The following is a 16,079-nucleotide window of genomic DNA, read 5'->3' on the forward strand; positions in this document are numbered from 1 at the left end:
CCAGGTATTTTTACTTTTCTCGATGGCAGTTAACTTTTTTAATCTTCGGCGGTGGCGCCCGCCGTGAAATCCCGTTTTAAGCCAGAGCATGGTAATCCGGACAGCTAAATCTTTGCTGGTAAATCTTGCAGCTAACACCAGTATATTGGCATTGTTATGCTCACGGCTTAAACAGGCTCCCTTCATATTATGGCAAAGGGCAGCCCTTATACCGGGTAATTTATTGGCGACCATTGACATGCCTATTCCTGTGCCGCAGATCAATATTCCCCGGTCAACTTTTTTTAATGAGACAGCCCGGGCTGCCTTAACTCCGTATTCCGGATAGTCGCAGGACTCTAAATCTCCGGTACCCGCGTCAATAACTTTGTGTTTGGTTTTTAATAAAGATTTTTTTATTTGTTCTTTCAACCTGTAACCAGCATGGTCAGAACCAATAATAATCCTCATCTTAGTCGATCTCCAATAATTTTAATATCTTTGTTAATCTGTCCTTCAAGCTATTCAGCGTCTGACGATAGGCTTCCATTTCTCCGCCGATCGGGTCACTAATATCCAAAAGATGGACCTTAGAAGCTGCCTGGGGAACATTTGCCAGAACCACCTCTTTATGTTTAGGTTCCATAACAAATATCAAATCCGCATCTTTAATAAGGAATGTGTCCAGGGGCCTGGATTTATGCCCTGAGATGTCAATACCTTCTTGTTTCATCACTTCAACGGCATTTCTGCTTGCCTGCATTCCTAAAGGCGCCGATACCCCGACTGAGATTATCTCTATTAATTTGTTCTTTCCGAGCTGTTTTATTTTATTTCGAAGCAGTCCCTCGGCCATAGGGCTGCGGCAGATATTTCCGGTGCAGACAAAAATAATCTTTTTAAATTTAAAAATCAGCTCCTTAGATAACGCTCCCTCCCGCAGTATGGTCAGCGGGAAAGTAGTAAGATCAACCACCGTAGACTCCACCTTTATTGAAGTAGGTCCTCCATCTATTAGCATGTCTATCGATCCGTTCAGGTCTTTTAAGACCTCCTCAGCCGTAGTGGGCGAGGGACTACCGGATATATTAGCGCTGGAGACAGCTATCGGAACATTGGCCATAGACAAAAGTTCCTGGGAAATCCTATTAGAGGGCATTCTAAAACCGATCTTATCTCCATTTTTTCCTTTTAAAATCAGGGTCAGCGGGCCGGGCCAGAACCTATTGATCAATTTCCAGCCTATCCGCGGTAGAACAGAAACAAAATCATCTAAAATCCTCATCTCCCCGACAAGAATAGGAATCGGTTTATCCTTTTTTCTTTTTTTAATCTGATATATCTTTTCTATGGCTTGTTTATTCAAAAAACTGGCTCCTACGCCATAAACAGTTTCTGTGGGAAAAGCAACCAAGCCGCCGTTTAAAAGTATCCCGGCGGCTTGTTTGATGGTTTTGGGTTCCGGATAAACAGAACTGACTTTTATGACTTTGGTAGAAAGCATTTTACTTATTGCGTATTAAGTTGTGAGCTCAGCCAATTTTTTCTTGTACAAAATAAGTTTTTTCCTAAGCCCCGAATCGGTAATCGCTAAAATCTGCGCGGCAAGAAGAGCTGCGTTTTTAGCGCCGGACTTGCCGATAGACATGGCAGCAACCGGTACACCGGCAGGCATCTGTAACGTCGAAAGAAAGGAATCTATTCCTTTTAACACCTTGCTCTTTATCGGTACGCCGATAACCGGCAAGGTTGTCTGGCTGGCTACCACACCGGCCAGATGAGCTGCCTTGCCTGCGCAGGCAATAATAACCTTTATCCCGTTCCGGCTGGCATTTTTTGCAAACATCCTGGTCTTTTCGGGCATCCGGTGAGCAGAGCAGACCATGGATTCATAGCTGATCCCAAAATCTTTCAGGATATCCAGACATTCTTTTACTACTTCTGAATCCGACTTACTGCCCATGAGTACAGCTACAACCGGTTTTCTCATATTATTCCTCACTCCTATTGGGCTGCGAGCTATGGGTTCAGCTCATAGCTCATAGTTCATAGCTCACAGCTCAAAGCCCATAACTTTGTGTATTACTTTTTAATAGCACTCTTCTCAATCGCCCGCAAGCCGATATCCTTGCGATAGTGCATTCCTTCAAAGTCAATCTTTTCCACTGCTTGATACACCCGCTTAGCAGCCTGTGCTATATCTTTCCCTAAGGCAGTAACGCCGAGCACCCGGCCGCCATTAGTTACAACCTTTTCTTCCTGTTTTTTTGTCCCGGCATGAAATACCATAATATCTTTTAAATCCCGGAGTTCTTCTAAACCTGAGATTAACTTACCTTTTTCATATTTTCCCGGATATCCTCCCGAAGCACAAGTTACACAAACGCATGACCTGTCTTCCCAGCTTAACTGTCTGGGTGAAAGTTTATTATCTATAACATCATTCATCAGGTCCACCAGGTCTTCCTTTAAGCAAGGCATTATCACCTGAGTCTCTGGATCGCCATAGCGGACATTAAACTCCAAAACCTTCGGGCCTTGATCGGTAATCATCAAACCGGCATAAAGCACGCCTTTATATCTTATTCCTTCAGCGGCCAGTCCTGAAATAATCGGCCTGATTATTTCATCGATAATTTTCCCGGAAAGATTTTCATTTATAACCGGAGCCGGCGAATAAGCCCCCATGCCTCCGGTATTGCTTCCTTTGCCGCCGTCGTATACCCTTTTATGGTCCTGCGAAGTAACCATTGGGACAATATTCTCTCCATCTGTAAAAACTATGAAAGAAACCTCTTCTCCCTTCAAACACTCCTCAATGATTATCCGATTTCCGCTTTCTCCGAACTGTTTTTCCTCCATAATAATACCAATCGCTTTTTCTGCCTCTTTTGTGGTTGCCGCCACCATTACTCCTTTGCCGGCAGCTAATCCATCCGCCTTAATCACTAATGGAGGATCCGTTACGCGGAGAAAATTCTTTGCGGCATTGTTGTCGGTAAAGATCTCGGCTTTAGCGGTAGGCACATTGTATTTAATCATCATTTCTTTACTAAAGACTTTGCTTGCCTCTAAAAGCGCTGCTTTTTGAACAGGGCCAAATATTTTAAGTCCTTTGGATTGGAAAAAGTCAACTATACCTTCAACCAAAGGAATCTCCGGGCCAACCACGGTCAAAGCTATTCTGTTGGCAAAAGCAAAATCAGCCAGTTTTTGTATATCGCCGGGTTGAATATTTACACATTCAGCAATTTCAGCTATTCCGGCATTTCCCGGGGCGCAATATATCTTATCAACCTTAGGGCTCCGGCTTATCTTCCAGACCAGGGCATGTTCCCTTCCGCCTGAACCCACCACCAGAACATTCATGATATCTTTACTTCCTTATTTCCTCTCACTATTTTTCCAATAACCCGGCAAGCTAATTTAAACCTTTTCCTAAGGTGCTTTACCGTGTGCCCGGCATCCTTACTCCTTACGATCAACGCCATTCCAACGCCCATATTGAATGTCCGAAACATCTGATGCATATCGAGGCCTGCGCGCTGTTTTATTTCTAAAAATACGGCTGGTATCTGCCAGCTGTTTTTATAGACCTCAACACCTAAACCACGCGGTATAACCCGGGGGATGTTATCTATAAATCCTCCTCCGGTTATATGGACTATTCCGGTTAAAGACGTCCGGTAATCTTTGCTCTTCACAAGAGAAAGCACGGGTTTGGTGTAAATTCTGGTAGGTCTTAAAAATTCATTTGAATTGTTTTTAAGCTCTTTTTTCGAAAAAAGTTTTCTTACCAGGGAATACCCGTTAGAATGCAGGCCTGAAGACGCCAGGCCAATAACCTTATCGCCCATTTTTATCTTAGAGCCATCGATTATCTGCCCTTTTTCAACAATGCCGACACAAAAACCCGAAAGGTCATACTCCCCGGCTTTATAAAAATCAGGCATCTCTGCGGTTTCTCCGCCGAGCAATGCGCAACCGGCATCCTTACATCCTCTGGCTATACCTTTTACTACATCAAGTAAGACGGACTGATCGATTCTACCGGTGGCTATATAATCCAAAAAAAATAACGGCTCAGCCCCGCAGCAAAGACAGTCATCAACATTCATTGCCACCAGATCAATACCTACTGTATCATGTTTATTCGTCAGGAAGGCAAGTTTTAATTTTGTACCTACACCATCGGAAGAAGATACTAAAACCGGATTTTTATATGTTTTGGAGATTTCAAAGAATCCCCCAAATGAACCTATCCGGCCTAAGACCCCTTTTCGTTCAGTAGATTTAACTATTTTGCTTAATTTATCGACAAAAAGGTTTGCTTTATCGATATCAACTCCGGCCTTTTTATAGGTTAAGGTGGGCATTTTTTGATTTAGCTAAAAAGTATTTTTAACGCAGATTCTCGCAGATCTGCGTTCCAAAATTTTCATTGTAATTTTCTGGTTTAACAATTTTTCAGAACCCGCTTCATAACTTCCTGATAGGTCTCTTCAATCTGGCCAAGGTCTCTTCTGAATCTATCCTTGTCCATTTTTTTCCCGGTTTCTTTATCCCACAATCTACAGGTATCCGGAGAAATCTCATCAGCTAAGATAACCCTTCCCTGAAATCTGCCAAATTCAAGCTTAAAATCAACCAGCTCCAGGTCAATCCTGCTGAAATAATCTATCAATAATCTGTTTATTTTAAAAGTCATATCCTGTATCCGGGAGAGTTCCTCCGGGCTGGCCAGATTTATAGCCGCGATATGATATTCGTTAATTAAGGGATCGTGTAAACTATCATCTTTATAGTGATATTCCAGGACTGGTTCTTGTAACGCCCTGCCTTCTTCTATCCCTAATAGCTTGGCCATTCCACCGGCCACTCGATTGCGGATAGTAACCTCTATCGGTAAAATCTCCACTTTTTTAACCAGCATTTCCCTGTCATTCAACAACTCGACAAAATGGGTTTCTACTCCCTCCACCTCTAAAAATTTAAATACAGCTGTTGAGATTTTATTATTACAAAGGCCTTTATCTGTAATACTACCCTTCTTTGTAGCATCAAAGGCGGTGGCGTCGTCTTTAAATGACTGGATAAGCTGGGTAGGCTCTGCGGTCTCGTAGAGTATCTTGGCTTTACCTTCGTATATTTTTTTACCTTTTTCCATTTTGTTATCTTCTTTCGCTTTTTTTAAATCTTTAATTTTTTATACATCCAATCAATATTTTTGGTGTGATAGGATAAATCGAAGCAGGCGGAAACTTCCCCTGGTTCTAAATACCGGCTAAGCTCTTTATCTGAAAGGAGCTGCTCCTTATAATCCTTTTCTTTTTCTTCCTTCCATGTTTTCATTGCGTTACGCTGAATAATCCGATAAGCATTTTCTCTTGAAAGGCCTTTTTTGATCAACTCAAGCATCAGCCGCTCGGAAAACACCAGGCCTTTTGTCCGCTCAAGATTCTGCCGCATATTTTCAGGGTAAACCGTAAGGCCCTTTACTATGTCTATTGCTTTGTTCAAGATATAATCCAGGATAATCGTGCTGTCGGGCAAGACTACTCTTTCTGCAGAAGAATGCGAAATGTCCCGCTCGTTCCAGAGGGTAATATTTTCAACCCCCACAATCATATTTCCTCTTAAGACCCTGGCCAGACCGCATATCCTTTCTGAAATGATCGGGTTTCTTTTGTGGGGCATGGCAGAAGAGCCTTTCTGGCCGCTGGAAAAGGGCTCTTCAGCTTCCCGGATCTCTGTCCTCTGTAAGGACCTTATTTCAGTAGCAAGCCTTTCCAGTGTTCCGGCAATAATAGCTATGGTAGAAAGAAATTCGGCGATCCTGTCCCTTGAGACGACCTGGGTAGAAAGGACGGACGGCTTCAGTCCTAATTTCTTACAGACATATGCCTCGACAGACGGATCTACGTTTGCGAATGTGCCTACGGCACCGGAAACCTTGCCGACACTTATAACCTCTCTTGCCCTCTTCATCCTCTCCAGGTTCCTCTCCATCTCTACAGCGAAAAGGGCCACCTTGAGGCCAAAGGTGGTGGGTTCAGCGTGTATTCCGTGGCTTCTTCCAACACAAACTAATTGTTTATATTTTCTGGCCTTTGACCTTAAAGCAAGAATAAGCCGTTTTATATCTTCAATGATAATATCTCCCGCCTCCTTCATCTGTACTGCCTGGGCAGTATCCAAGGCATCGTAAGAGGTAAGACCATAGTGAAGGTACCTTGCCGACGGCCCTACGTATTCGGCAACATTAGTCAAAAAAGCAATTGTTTCATGCCTGACTTTTTTCTCGATCTTGCGAATGCGGCCGATATTAAATCTTGCCTTCTTTTTTATAATAACGGCATCCTTGCGGGGTATCTTGCCGCTTTCCGCCAAGGCCTCAACAGCTAAAATCTCTACCTCTAACCATTTCCTGAACTTATTATCTTCTTCCCATATTTTACCCATATTAGGAAGGGTATACCGCTTAATCATCGCCAATTCCCCTGTTTTGTTAAGTTTTCTTGACTTTCACCGAGGCTGATTATATAATGAGGGGTGTTTTAAGTCAAGCAAAACATACGAGGTTTCTGAAAAACTATTCTTTAACGCTAATCTTACTCGCTAATTACCGCTAATTAGCGTAAATTAGCGTCTTAAAGGACTTTTTCATCAATCTTCATACTCATGGAGGATACAAAATGGCCGAAGAACAAAAGACTATTCCAGACAAAGAACCCGAGAAAGAACAAAAACCCGAAACAAAGCCGGAGACAAAGCCGGAAGAACAAAAGCCGGCTCCGCAGGAAAAAACCAAACAAGAAAAACAACCCGAGACAAAACCGGAGGAAAAAGAAAAAAAGCAGGCTCCTCCCAAAATAGAAAAGCCAAATAATTGTTCACAATGCAACAAACCCTTAAGTCAAAAATCCTGGTATTATAGAAACGGCAGATATTTTTGCGGTAAGAAATGCTGGAAGACCTCTGTGAATAAGGCCAAGGCTGAGGCTGAAGCAAAAAGCAAGGCTGAGGCTGAAGCAAAAGCCAAGCAGGTTGAGACTAAAGCCAAAGAGGCAAAAGATAAAGAAGTTGAAAATAAAGTTAAAGAAGAAAAAAAGTAACCTAAGATGAGTTTTTTTCACCAGCTTGTATCTCTACATCAAGCCAGTTTTCCGGCGGTACTAAAGGACAAACGTAATCCTCATTATAAGCACAAAACGGGTTGTAGGCCCTGTTGAAATCAAGAGCCCATTTTTCGTTACGATTAACATCCCCTTCCGGCAGAAGATCAAGATAACGCCCCGCTCCATAAGTTTCTTTACCGGATGTCTTATCCCGAAAAGGAACAAATAACCGCTGATTATCAGCATCAACCTTATAAGCCTGGATCGCACATTCTTTATCATCAATTTTGAAACGAAATTCTCCCCATCTGACAAACTTTCGTATTTCACCCCGAGTATCCTCTACATTCAACGTCTTTTTTTCGTTGTGTTCGTGAAGGCCGAGCTCAAACCGGTAGCTTTGATTTAAAGAATAATAGTTAAGCCCTTCAAATTTAAAACGGTTTTCAAGCGGTATTGGTGAGTTAGGATCAACGATAAAAAATTCGTCCTTTTCCCTGCGTTCTTTCTCAACCTGCTCTTTCCATTTAAAAATTTCCATTTTTAACTAATCCTTTCTTCGTTACTTCAACTTCTCGAGCTCCTCCAAGGTCTTTTCTGCAATAACCTTTTCTTTATTGAAATACTTTTTCATCCTTTTTAAGCATTTATCTTTTTCTGCCGGATTCCCGCCAAGGTATTTTGCGCAATCTTCCATACATCTCTTTGTCATCTCTAGATTAGCTTTTACATTCTCGGGTATTTTTTCACTATCGTGTTTCACTGCACCTTGCGGACACACACTGTGGCAGGTACCACAATGAATACATTCATCCATATTTATTTTTGCTTTTTCATCCTTCACTGAAATTGCGTCTATGGGGCACTTCTCTACACAAATTCTGCAGCCAGTGCATTTTTCTATATCAACCCAGGGCATTTTAGCACCTCCTGAAAAATTTTCTCCTGTTTTATCATAAACTATCCGAAAATTAGCTATACTTGCTTTATATTTTTTTATACACCTCTTCAATGATCTTTCTGTGAGTTAAAAAAGGGACATAAGGAATGGCTTTCCGGCCTGCAAATTTTGCTTCTTTCACCTCGCTATTTATAGAAATATCCTCATGCAATACACTAACCGCATAGCCAATTACCAGCAAGCTTCCATATTCCCTGCTCTTTTGAATATAAACTCCTGTTAACCTTGTAATTTCTCCATCTATCCCTGTTTCTTCCTTTAACTCCCTCAAGCAGGTGGTTTCAGGATCTTCATCCCATTCCACAAATCCGCCGGGTAAAGCCCACCTGCCCTTGCCGGGCTCAAGGTTCCTTTTAGCTATAAGTATTTTATCCTTTTTATTCATTGCTGCGCAAACCGCAACCGGTAATGGATTTTTATAATCTACCCAGCCACACTTTTGACAAACCAACCTCTTTCGGCCGTCTACTTCACCCCGGCGTAACGGATACTTGCATAAAGGACAAAATTTAAAAATACAGAACATCTCAGCGCTTCCTAAAATTTAATATCCAACCTTCATTGTAATACTCATCATGTAAAAGGGTTTTAAAAAATTTATGTTTGAGAGCAAAACCTGACCCCTCTATCTCTTTTATAATATCTTCTAAATCCAGATCAGCTAATTCATTTGAGGGGAGATCTTTTTTGTGATGCTTGGGATAAACAGAAAAAAGTCCTTCTTCTTTTAAGACCTCATGAACCTCTTTATAGACTGCTCCTCTTTCTTTTTTATTTATATAGTGGACAACATCATAACATAAAACCACATCAACAAGCTTACCCTCTAAAGGGATCTTTGAATTTCCGTTTATTAGACTAATATTTTCTATATTGTTCCGCTTGAATAACTCTTTTAGTTTATCCAAAATACTCTTATCTTTGTCCAGGGCATATACCCTGCCGTTTTTGCCCGCTATTTTTGATGCAGGAATTGCGTAATGGCCTTCACCACAGCCAAAATCCAATAAATTTTGGTCTTTTTTAACACCGATTTCTTTTAGGAATTTTATACCGTCTCGTTCTATCCATTTTTTAAGATCTTTTTTCATCATATGTTTAAAAACCGGCACAATAAACCCTTAATCTTTATTCAGGTTATTTGTAATTTTATTTATTATCTCAGTCATAATTTTAGCACCTTCCGTATCTTTCTTAAATTCTATAAACGGCCTGCCTGAATCTCCAAACTTTATTATCTCAGGCTCAACAGGAATCCTGCCCAGAAACGGCACTTTCAGGTCATAAGCGGCTTTCTCCCCGCCCCCTGTTCCAAACAAATCTATTTCTTTCCTGCAATGGGGACATAAAAATGAGCTCATATTTTCGATTATCCCAACAACCGTTACATTTAATTCCTTTGCAAATAAAACACTTTTCCTGGCATCTAAGACCGCCACATCCTGAGGGGTTGTAACAACAACAGCGCCATTTATATCCGGAATAAGCTGGCAAATACTCAACGGTTCATCACCCGTGCCGGGAGGTGAATCTATAATCAAATAGTCAAGCATACCCCAATTTACATCACTTAAAAACTGTTTTATGGTCAGCATCTTAAGAGGCCCACGCCATATAATCGGTTGGTCTCTATTCTCCCCGATTAAAGCAAGGCTTACTGCTTTCAAACCCGGCAAAACTCCGACAGGCTCTATTCCTAAATCAGAACCTGTAATTTCTTTGCCTTCAATGCCTAACATCTTGGCAATGTTGGGGCCATGAATATCTACATCCAAAATGCCCACCTTATTCCCTTTAATAGCCAGCCCATATGCTATATTAACCGCCACAGTGGTTTTACCAACCCCGCCCTTTCCACTGATAACCATTAACTTATTCTTGATCCTGGACAGATTCTTCTCAAGCCGTTTATTTTGTTCTAATTGCTGTTTTTTTCTTTCTGTCTCCTGCATAGACAATCACCCCTCATATTTTCTGTTTTGATTGGGTATACTTCGTTTGCCTAAGATTAAAAATGGCTGTCCGCCCAAACCCGGTCTATATTATTTAACAAATTTATTTGTTCCAGGTAATTTACCGGTTATAGATAGCGTTATCCATAAAATAAATTGACAGACAAATGTGATTAATCCATATTTTTGAAAAAATTCTATAGACGCATTTTTCCCCGCAGTATAGCCGGCTGACGATGAATCACTAACTGTACTACCAACAAGTGAAAGTTGAGCTCCGGCAATACCACCCACAATAGTACCAATAAGAATATTAGTAACTATAACGATGGGGATAAGCCAAAGAAGTGATACTAAAATTCTCACAAACATACTACGTTTTTTTCGAGGCACATTATCCACCATAATTCCTTTCTCCTTTTTGTTTTTTAAACTCTGACACTTAAGCTTAGCAATTTTACAAAGCAAAGTAGCTATAACATTTTATTATACATCTTTCTTTTCTAATTTTTCAAATATTAAATGCCCATTTTTTTCTTTGACCAGCTTAAACTTATTGTCAGCTTCCAAATTATTTTTCAATCTTTCACCATTCATTGAATCCTTCCCGGCAATACGTGAAAAAGCCCTGCTCATATAAGATAATTTTCCGCCAACTTTCAAAACACGGTTTATTTCATCCAAAACTCGCTGTTTGTCTTTTATGAGGGGTAATGTATTGTGTAAATAAACAATATCGATCTTTTTATCCTCAAGGTCTGTATCGCAATCGGAAAGGATAACTTCAATGTTTTTAAGGTTGTTATTTTTGCTTTTTTCTTTGACCATCTTAATTGCACGCGGATTAATATCTACCGCAAAAACTTTACCATTATATCCGGCTTGTTGTGCCGCAGGAAATGTGTTAAATCCAAATCCACAGCCAAAATCCAGAATATAATCCCCCCTCTGTATTCCCGCTAAACTGATCTCTTCATCAATATTTCTAAATTTCTTTTTGATATTCATGATCAAAAATATTATTTTAAAAGCAATCCAGGGCATTGGCTTCTGTTTATTCTTTTGCATTTTTCTATCCTATTTTATTTAATTTTAGGGCCGAAATGGGGGCTGGAAATGGGGGCCGTGCCTTAAGGGAACACCCTTTTTAAAAATCGAAACTTTAACCTTTTTATTGACACCTAATTACAACTACCTAGCCTGTCCCCTTGGGGAGACAGCCCTCGTTACTTTATATTCTCCGTTTTTGGTGTCGCAAAAAGTATATACTTTTTGCGACATATTATCAAGACATTTCTGTCTGGTGGCTTAATAATTACCCGGAAACAAAAAGGACAGGTTACAAACCTGTCCCTACTACGGGTATATTGATATTATTTTTGTCTTTTTTCCAGTTCCCGGCTGCTTGGGGCGCCATAAGCATGAATGATAGTTAAAATATGTGAACGGGAAATATCGCCGGGGTTTATACCCAAATTACCTTGCGGAATCGGCGCCTTTAGTTGTTCAAAGTATTCCTTCCAGACAGGAAAAGTTTTTCCCGTTTTGGGATCCATAAATGTCATTGGTTGTAATTCAAAAATCGGCTTGCCGTTGTTGGCTTTCAAAAAGCAATGGTAGACCAACTCTGAGCAATAATAAGCATCGTTGTCGATGCCGAATAGCTTATCGTAAGGCTTCCCCTTAAGCGCAAGCGCTTCCCTGAGGACAAAAGGTATCAGGCAGCGATGCTTTGGAATTAGCCGCCCTACCAAGACTTTTGGCCGGCCGTTTGTATCGTGGCTGCGATCGAGAAAAGTATCAATCGGTGTAACTTCTACACCGGTAAGCAGGGCTTCAATCACGACAACATTGCCATGATCGCCGTCGGCAACAATACCAATATGTGACAAATTTGCCCTTTTATATCCTGTTGTGACTTTTTCGATTGCGTCGCAAAAAGGCCCGCAGTCAAGATCCTGGAAGAGCAAATCACCCGGATGAAGGATAAATACCGGATTCTTCTGAAGTAAGTCTTGGTTACACCCGGTAACGAAAACAATCACGGCCAGAAGAGCAACCATTGGCCCTATTATTGCTTTATTAATTTTCATCTTTTGATTCATAATAAGTTCGGGGGACACCATAGTCATTGTTTAATAGTATATCGACTACACGAATCAGTAAACTACACATATTTTATCTATTTCACAGAGTACTATATTTATTCAACCTTTTGGATACGTCCGCCAGAACTGTAATGTTGATTTACACTAATGCTTGTTAAAACCTCTCCGGTTCTTATGTCAATCAATTTTTTTGAAATTATGTCCATATAATCCCTATAGGTCCGGGGGAAACGGTTAAACTCTACTATCAATAGATGTGTAGCGCCGGTTAATTCTCCTATCCTAATTCTTGTTGCGTTCGATACATAATCAGTAGTTTGAAAATCCAATTCGTCCAGGATTTTTCTTATTTTATTTCTATCCACTAAGGAAAAATTATTATACACATCTCTACATTGCACATAGGTAGATTCGAAACCATATTCTAATTGTGAAACAATGCCCTTCTTCCATTCATCCAAATTAACATTGGGCGGCAAGATAATTGCATTTGATACTTTAGCGATTATAACAGCCAATGAAATCCTTTCACCCTTTGCTAAACTATCCAGAACAAATCCTACCTCGGGGGTAAAGTTTTTCACGGTTTTTACTTTATATGTTTTCTCTCTTCCCTTCCTCTCAATTTTTACCGGAATTATCTTATCAGGCAGAATTCCTTTCATGACATTATCAAAGTCCGAAAAGTTTATAACCATTACACCGTTTACTTCTTTAATTATATCGCCTATTTTAAGACCGGCTTTTTTGGCGGGGCTGTTACATTCTTTGCCGGAAACATCATGAAACTTTTCTATCGCCATAGTTTTTCCGTCAATAAAAAAACCGAGTTTACTGTCGGCATAAGAATCCCGGCAAATGGCAATAGTAAACCAAATAAATAATATAAAAATAATTATAAGCTTATTTCGTTTCATTTTATGTTAAGGAACACCTTTAATCTTAAAAAAAGGGGCACTTTGGCGCGAGAAATCGCAAACGGTACAATTTATTGGAAAGCTTTATCAATTCCTTGAGTTTTTTATAGGCGCGTTGACTGGTTATTTGTTCTTCAGCCAGTTTAATCCCCTCCTGATAGGGATCCAAAGACTCATCTTTCTTTAATTGCTGCTTAAAAACTTCGTTTAATTTATTAATGAACATTCCGGTTTGCATACATTCCTCCTTACACACCTTTTTCCCGGCGCCTTCGGGCAAGAAGTATAATATCGCGCAGTTCATCGGTGTTTTTGGCCCGCAGCCACTCTTTGTCGAAATCCGTACTCTGGGCAATTTGGGCAATTGCTGATAGGGCGCGCAAATGAAAGTTTCTTTCGTCGCGCGAACCAACCAATACAAAAAAAGCATAAACCGGAGGCAGGTCTTGCGTAAAATTAATGCCGGACTCGCATCTTGCTATCACCAATTCGAACTTATGTTCACCGTCAACAGTTATATGGGGAATTGCCAGTCCCGGCCGCACCTCTGTTGTTGATTCTTTCTCGCGGGCAATAAAACAGTCAAGCAGTTGTTTAGGGTTAATGTCCAATCGCCGGGCAATTTTGTCGGCAGCAATTGTAAAAAATTCTTTCAACGCAATTCGTCTGCCAATATCAATTATTTCGCATCTTTTTACCAGTTTATCGAACCTATCTTCAATTATATCATCACGCTCTTTCAAAATTTCATGTAACTCATCACTTAATGAATCACCGGCTATTTCCCTGGCAATAACACGCTCAACAATGTGAACCAGGGCAGACTTACGCACAGCTTTTCCGCGAATATAAAATTTATACCATAAAATGCTTAAAAGAATAAATCCACCTCCTGTTAAAAGCGCAACACTGCCCATTTCATACAAGAAAAAGCCATAAGCAATAAGTCCGGCTATCTGCAGCCAGGGATATAGCGGAGAAACAAACGCCGGTTTATAATTTAAGATTCTTGATTCCCTCATAATAATACAGGCCAGAAGCACGAATATAAACAGTATAATTTTCATTGTCGAAGCCACTTTGATAAGGTTTTCAAGGTCCAAAAAAAGTATGACTGTCAGCATGAAGCCCGCGGTAAATATTATCGAGAAATGCGGGGTATTAAATCGTTTATTTACCTTTGTAAAGAATCCCGGCAAGAGCTGGTCACGACCCATTGCCATGGGAAAACGCGACGCGCTCAAGATCCCGGCGTTAGCTGTAGAAATAAAAGCAATTGTTCCTGCAAATGCCATAATTATGCTGCCAATTGCGCCGAAAATTTTATATCCGCCGGTTGATAACGGGGTAAGTGAATTTGCAAATTCTCCTTTATCGAGCAGGCCCACGGTTACAAAAACGCTTAAGCCATAAAGCAGTAAAACTACGCAAAAAGCCAATATCATCCCGTAAGGAATAGTCTTTGCCGGATTTTTGACTTCTTCACCGACACTGGCAATTTTTGTGAGGCCTCCAAATGATATAAAAATCATGCCCACTGCCGCAAATAATATGCGTCTATCCAGCGGCATAACCAATGTATATCTTTGAATATCGATTGACCCTAATCCACGAAAGATGTACAGAAATAGCAGGCCGATAAGTAAAATTACAAAAAAAACCTGGAACCTCCCTGTAAATTTGACACTTATCAGGTTAAGAACCGTAAAGAGTATGCAGAATGTAACAGCAATGAGCTTAATCTGCCACTGGGTAATATCCGGATTGATTAATGTCGCAAACGCGCCAATGCCAACTAAGGCAAATGCGCTCTTAAGGCTGATTGAAAACCAGCTGGCAAACCCGCCTATTGCGCCGGCTGCCGAGCCCATACTGCGCTCGATAAAAAAATAACTTCCTCCTGCCTTGGGCATAGCAGTAGCCAGTTCAGCCTTGGCAAACAAAGCAGGCAGCATAAATATACCCGCTAAAATATAAACTAAAATTACCGCCGGACCAACCCTGGCATAAATCAGGCCGGGAAGAATAAACAGACCTGAGCTAATCATTGCACCGGTTGCAATGCAGAATATATCAATACCATTGAGTTGCCGAATCAATCTTTTATTACGCATATCTTTTCTTATCTCAAATCAAAAAAAAGTTCGGGGGACACCATACTTAATTATTCCTTTTTGGCCCCGGCTTCTTCTTTTTTAAAGCCCTTCCAGCAAGTTTTTCTATTTTTTCAATGAATTTTATTCCACCTAATGGCCTTCCTGTGTTTGAATGTTTTTGCAAAATATTTACATCTTCCTGCTTATCTTCTTCAGACAAGTATGCTGACCAATCTTTTATTTCTGAAATTAAAAAATGGTCAGAAAGCAATTTATCTTTTCCTGCTTCTTTAGCATAAGTGTGAAGATAGTCAATATAGACTATTTTATCTTCATTACTGAAAAATACATCCTGCCTACGATTACCACGCTGGATTATATGGTGAGGATATCCCGGAACTACTAGACGAGCTATTCTTGGCATGTGTCTAATATAGCAGATTTGTTACTTGCTTTCAATAATTAAGTATGGTATCCCCGGAACTCCGTGGGAGTTGGAATGAAAAAAGCCGTAATCTCGTGTAACTCACGAAATTACGGCTGGTTACAAATTTGGTAGCCCCAACGGGATTCGAACCCGTGTCTGATGGCTGAGAACCACCTGTTATCAACTCTGAGCATGATTCTATCATATTGCTACCCATTTTGCAACTCTCCCCCGTTCCCTACAAACACACTTTTTATATCACTTGCTATCGGCTCATTGATAGCCATAGCATATCTATCCGTTTCTCTAAGACTCTCGTGGCCTAATCTGGACTGTACTTTTGCAATATCTACGCCGCAGGCTATGGAATAACTTGCGTACGTGTCTCTGAACTTATGCAAATGGCCCTTAACCGCCAATTCCTTTAAGAAATTAGTTATAACAAATCTAAAGATTTGTGTGCCTGAGAATTTCTTATCGTTTGGTTGAGTGAAGATATACTCACTATTTCCTTTAAGCTT

The 16,079-nt window shown here is 40.5% G+C and carries 21 protein-coding genes; 1 reads left to right on the forward strand and 20 read right to left on the reverse strand.

The annotated features are described in order from the left end of the window. The 7 genes from rpiB to purB all read right to left on the reverse strand — a co-directional run. The coding region (gene rpiB / locus U9Q08_04250; GenBank protein MEA3328920.1) for a ribose 5-phosphate isomerase B at positions 1-450 on the reverse strand (450 nt) is incomplete at its 3' end. A gap of 1 nt (position 451) precedes the next feature. Further along, on the reverse strand, positions 452-1,483 hold the full coding sequence (locus U9Q08_04255; GenBank protein MEA3328921.1) for an L-threonylcarbamoyladenylate synthase: 1,032 nt from the start codon (positions 1,481-1,483) through the stop codon (positions 452-454). A 15-nt stretch (positions 1,484-1,498) separates the two neighbouring features. Next, entirely contained in the window at positions 1,499-1,969 is a 471-nt protein-coding gene (gene purE, locus U9Q08_04260; GenBank protein ID MEA3328922.1) for a 5-(carboxyamino)imidazole ribonucleotide mutase, read from the reverse strand. 92 nt (positions 1,970-2,061) lie between these two features. Further along, positions 2,062-3,348 (reverse strand): phosphoribosylamine--glycine ligase, encoded by a 1,287-nt coding sequence (purD, locus tag U9Q08_04265; protein ID MEA3328923.1) that lies wholly within the window; start codon positions 3,346-3,348, stop codon positions 2,062-2,064. Beyond that, positions 3,345-4,355 (reverse strand): phosphoribosylformylglycinamidine cyclo-ligase, encoded by a 1,011-nt coding sequence (gene purM, locus U9Q08_04270; GenBank protein MEA3328924.1) that lies wholly within the window; start codon positions 4,353-4,355, stop codon positions 3,345-3,347. The genes purD and purM overlap by 4 nt, the downstream gene beginning before the upstream one ends. Before the next feature lie 80 nt (positions 4,356-4,435). Continuing rightward, entirely contained in the window at positions 4,436-5,146 is a 711-nt protein-coding gene (gene purC / locus U9Q08_04275) for a phosphoribosylaminoimidazolesuccinocarboxamide synthase (GenBank protein MEA3328925.1), read from the reverse strand. 23 nt (positions 5,147-5,169) lie between these two features. Then, positions 5,170-6,468, reverse strand: a complete 1,299-nt coding sequence (gene purB / locus U9Q08_04280) for an adenylosuccinate lyase (GenBank protein ID MEA3328926.1) — start codon at positions 6,466-6,468, stop codon at positions 5,170-5,172. 206 nt (positions 6,469-6,674) lie between these two features. On the opposite strand from purB, the gene U9Q08_04285 reads away from it, so the two are divergent. Continuing rightward, positions 6,675-7,094, forward strand: coding sequence for a hypothetical protein (locus tag U9Q08_04285; GenBank protein MEA3328927.1), 420 nt, complete (start codon positions 6,675-6,677; stop codon positions 7,092-7,094). 1 nt (position 7,095) lies between these two features. Here U9Q08_04285 and U9Q08_04290 read toward each other — a convergent pair whose 3' ends face one another. From U9Q08_04290 to U9Q08_04350, 13 genes are all read right to left on the reverse strand, one after another. Beyond that, a complete protein-coding gene (locus tag U9Q08_04290; GenBank protein ID MEA3328928.1) occupies positions 7,096-7,638 on the reverse strand; it encodes a DUF1684 domain-containing protein in 543 nt (180 codons plus the stop codon). Positions 7,639-7,659: 21 nt separating this feature from the next. Beyond that, the gene (locus tag U9Q08_04295) at positions 7,660-8,016 is read right to left on the reverse strand and encodes a 4Fe-4S binding protein (protein MEA3328929.1); all 357 of its coding nucleotides are present in this window, start codon (positions 8,014-8,016) and stop codon (positions 7,660-7,662) included. Between the two features lie 67 nt (positions 8,017-8,083). Then, on the reverse strand, positions 8,084-8,584 hold the full coding sequence (locus U9Q08_04300; GenBank protein ID MEA3328930.1) for an NUDIX hydrolase: 501 nt from the start codon (positions 8,582-8,584) through the stop codon (positions 8,084-8,086). A 1-nt stretch (position 8,585) separates the two neighbouring features. Further along, positions 8,586-9,152, reverse strand: a complete 567-nt coding sequence (locus U9Q08_04305) for a class I SAM-dependent methyltransferase (protein MEA3328931.1) — start codon at positions 9,150-9,152, stop codon at positions 8,586-8,588. A gap of 27 nt (positions 9,153-9,179) precedes the next feature. Next, positions 9,180-10,010 carry an Mrp/NBP35 family ATP-binding protein gene (locus U9Q08_04310; protein MEA3328932.1) on the reverse strand — a complete coding sequence of 277 codons (831 nt, stop codon included), beginning with the start codon at positions 10,008-10,010 and terminating at the stop codon, positions 9,180-9,182. A gap of 90 nt (positions 10,011-10,100) precedes the next feature. After that, positions 10,101-10,415: a hypothetical protein gene (locus U9Q08_04315; GenBank protein ID MEA3328933.1), complete on the reverse strand. Its 315-nt coding sequence runs from the start codon at positions 10,413-10,415 to the stop codon at positions 10,101-10,103. A gap of 81 nt (positions 10,416-10,496) precedes the next feature. Beyond that, positions 10,497-11,078: a class I SAM-dependent methyltransferase gene (locus U9Q08_04320; GenBank protein ID MEA3328934.1), complete on the reverse strand. Its 582-nt coding sequence runs from the start codon at positions 11,076-11,078 to the stop codon at positions 10,497-10,499. A gap of 305 nt (positions 11,079-11,383) precedes the next feature. After that, complete coding sequence (locus U9Q08_04325; protein ID MEA3328935.1) at positions 11,384-12,115, reverse strand: YiiX/YebB-like N1pC/P60 family cysteine hydrolase; 732 nt, start codon at positions 12,113-12,115, stop codon at positions 11,384-11,386. A 98-nt stretch (positions 12,116-12,213) separates the two neighbouring features. Continuing rightward, positions 12,214-13,035: a site-2 protease family protein gene (locus U9Q08_04330; protein MEA3328936.1), complete on the reverse strand. Its 822-nt coding sequence runs from the start codon at positions 13,033-13,035 to the stop codon at positions 12,214-12,216. Between the two features lie 25 nt (positions 13,036-13,060). Continuing rightward, positions 13,061-13,273: a hypothetical protein gene (locus U9Q08_04335; protein MEA3328937.1), complete on the reverse strand. Its 213-nt coding sequence runs from the start codon at positions 13,271-13,273 to the stop codon at positions 13,061-13,063. Positions 13,274-13,283: 10 nt separating this feature from the next. Continuing rightward, a complete protein-coding gene (locus U9Q08_04340; GenBank protein ID MEA3328938.1) occupies positions 13,284-15,149 on the reverse strand; it encodes an amino acid permease in 1,866 nt (621 codons plus the stop codon). Between the two features lie 46 nt (positions 15,150-15,195). Beyond that, entirely contained in the window at positions 15,196-15,555 is a 360-nt protein-coding gene (locus U9Q08_04345; GenBank protein MEA3328939.1) for a hypothetical protein, read from the reverse strand. Between the two features lie 212 nt (positions 15,556-15,767). Further along, on the reverse strand, positions 15,768-16,079 hold a 312-nt coding region (locus tag U9Q08_04350; GenBank protein ID MEA3328940.1), incomplete at its 5' end, for a site-specific integrase.

This window comes from Candidatus Omnitrophota bacterium, assembly GCA_034717435.1.
In the GTDB taxonomy this organism is placed as follows: domain Bacteria; phylum Omnitrophota; class JAUWXU01; order JAUWXU01; family JAUWXU01; genus JAYELI01.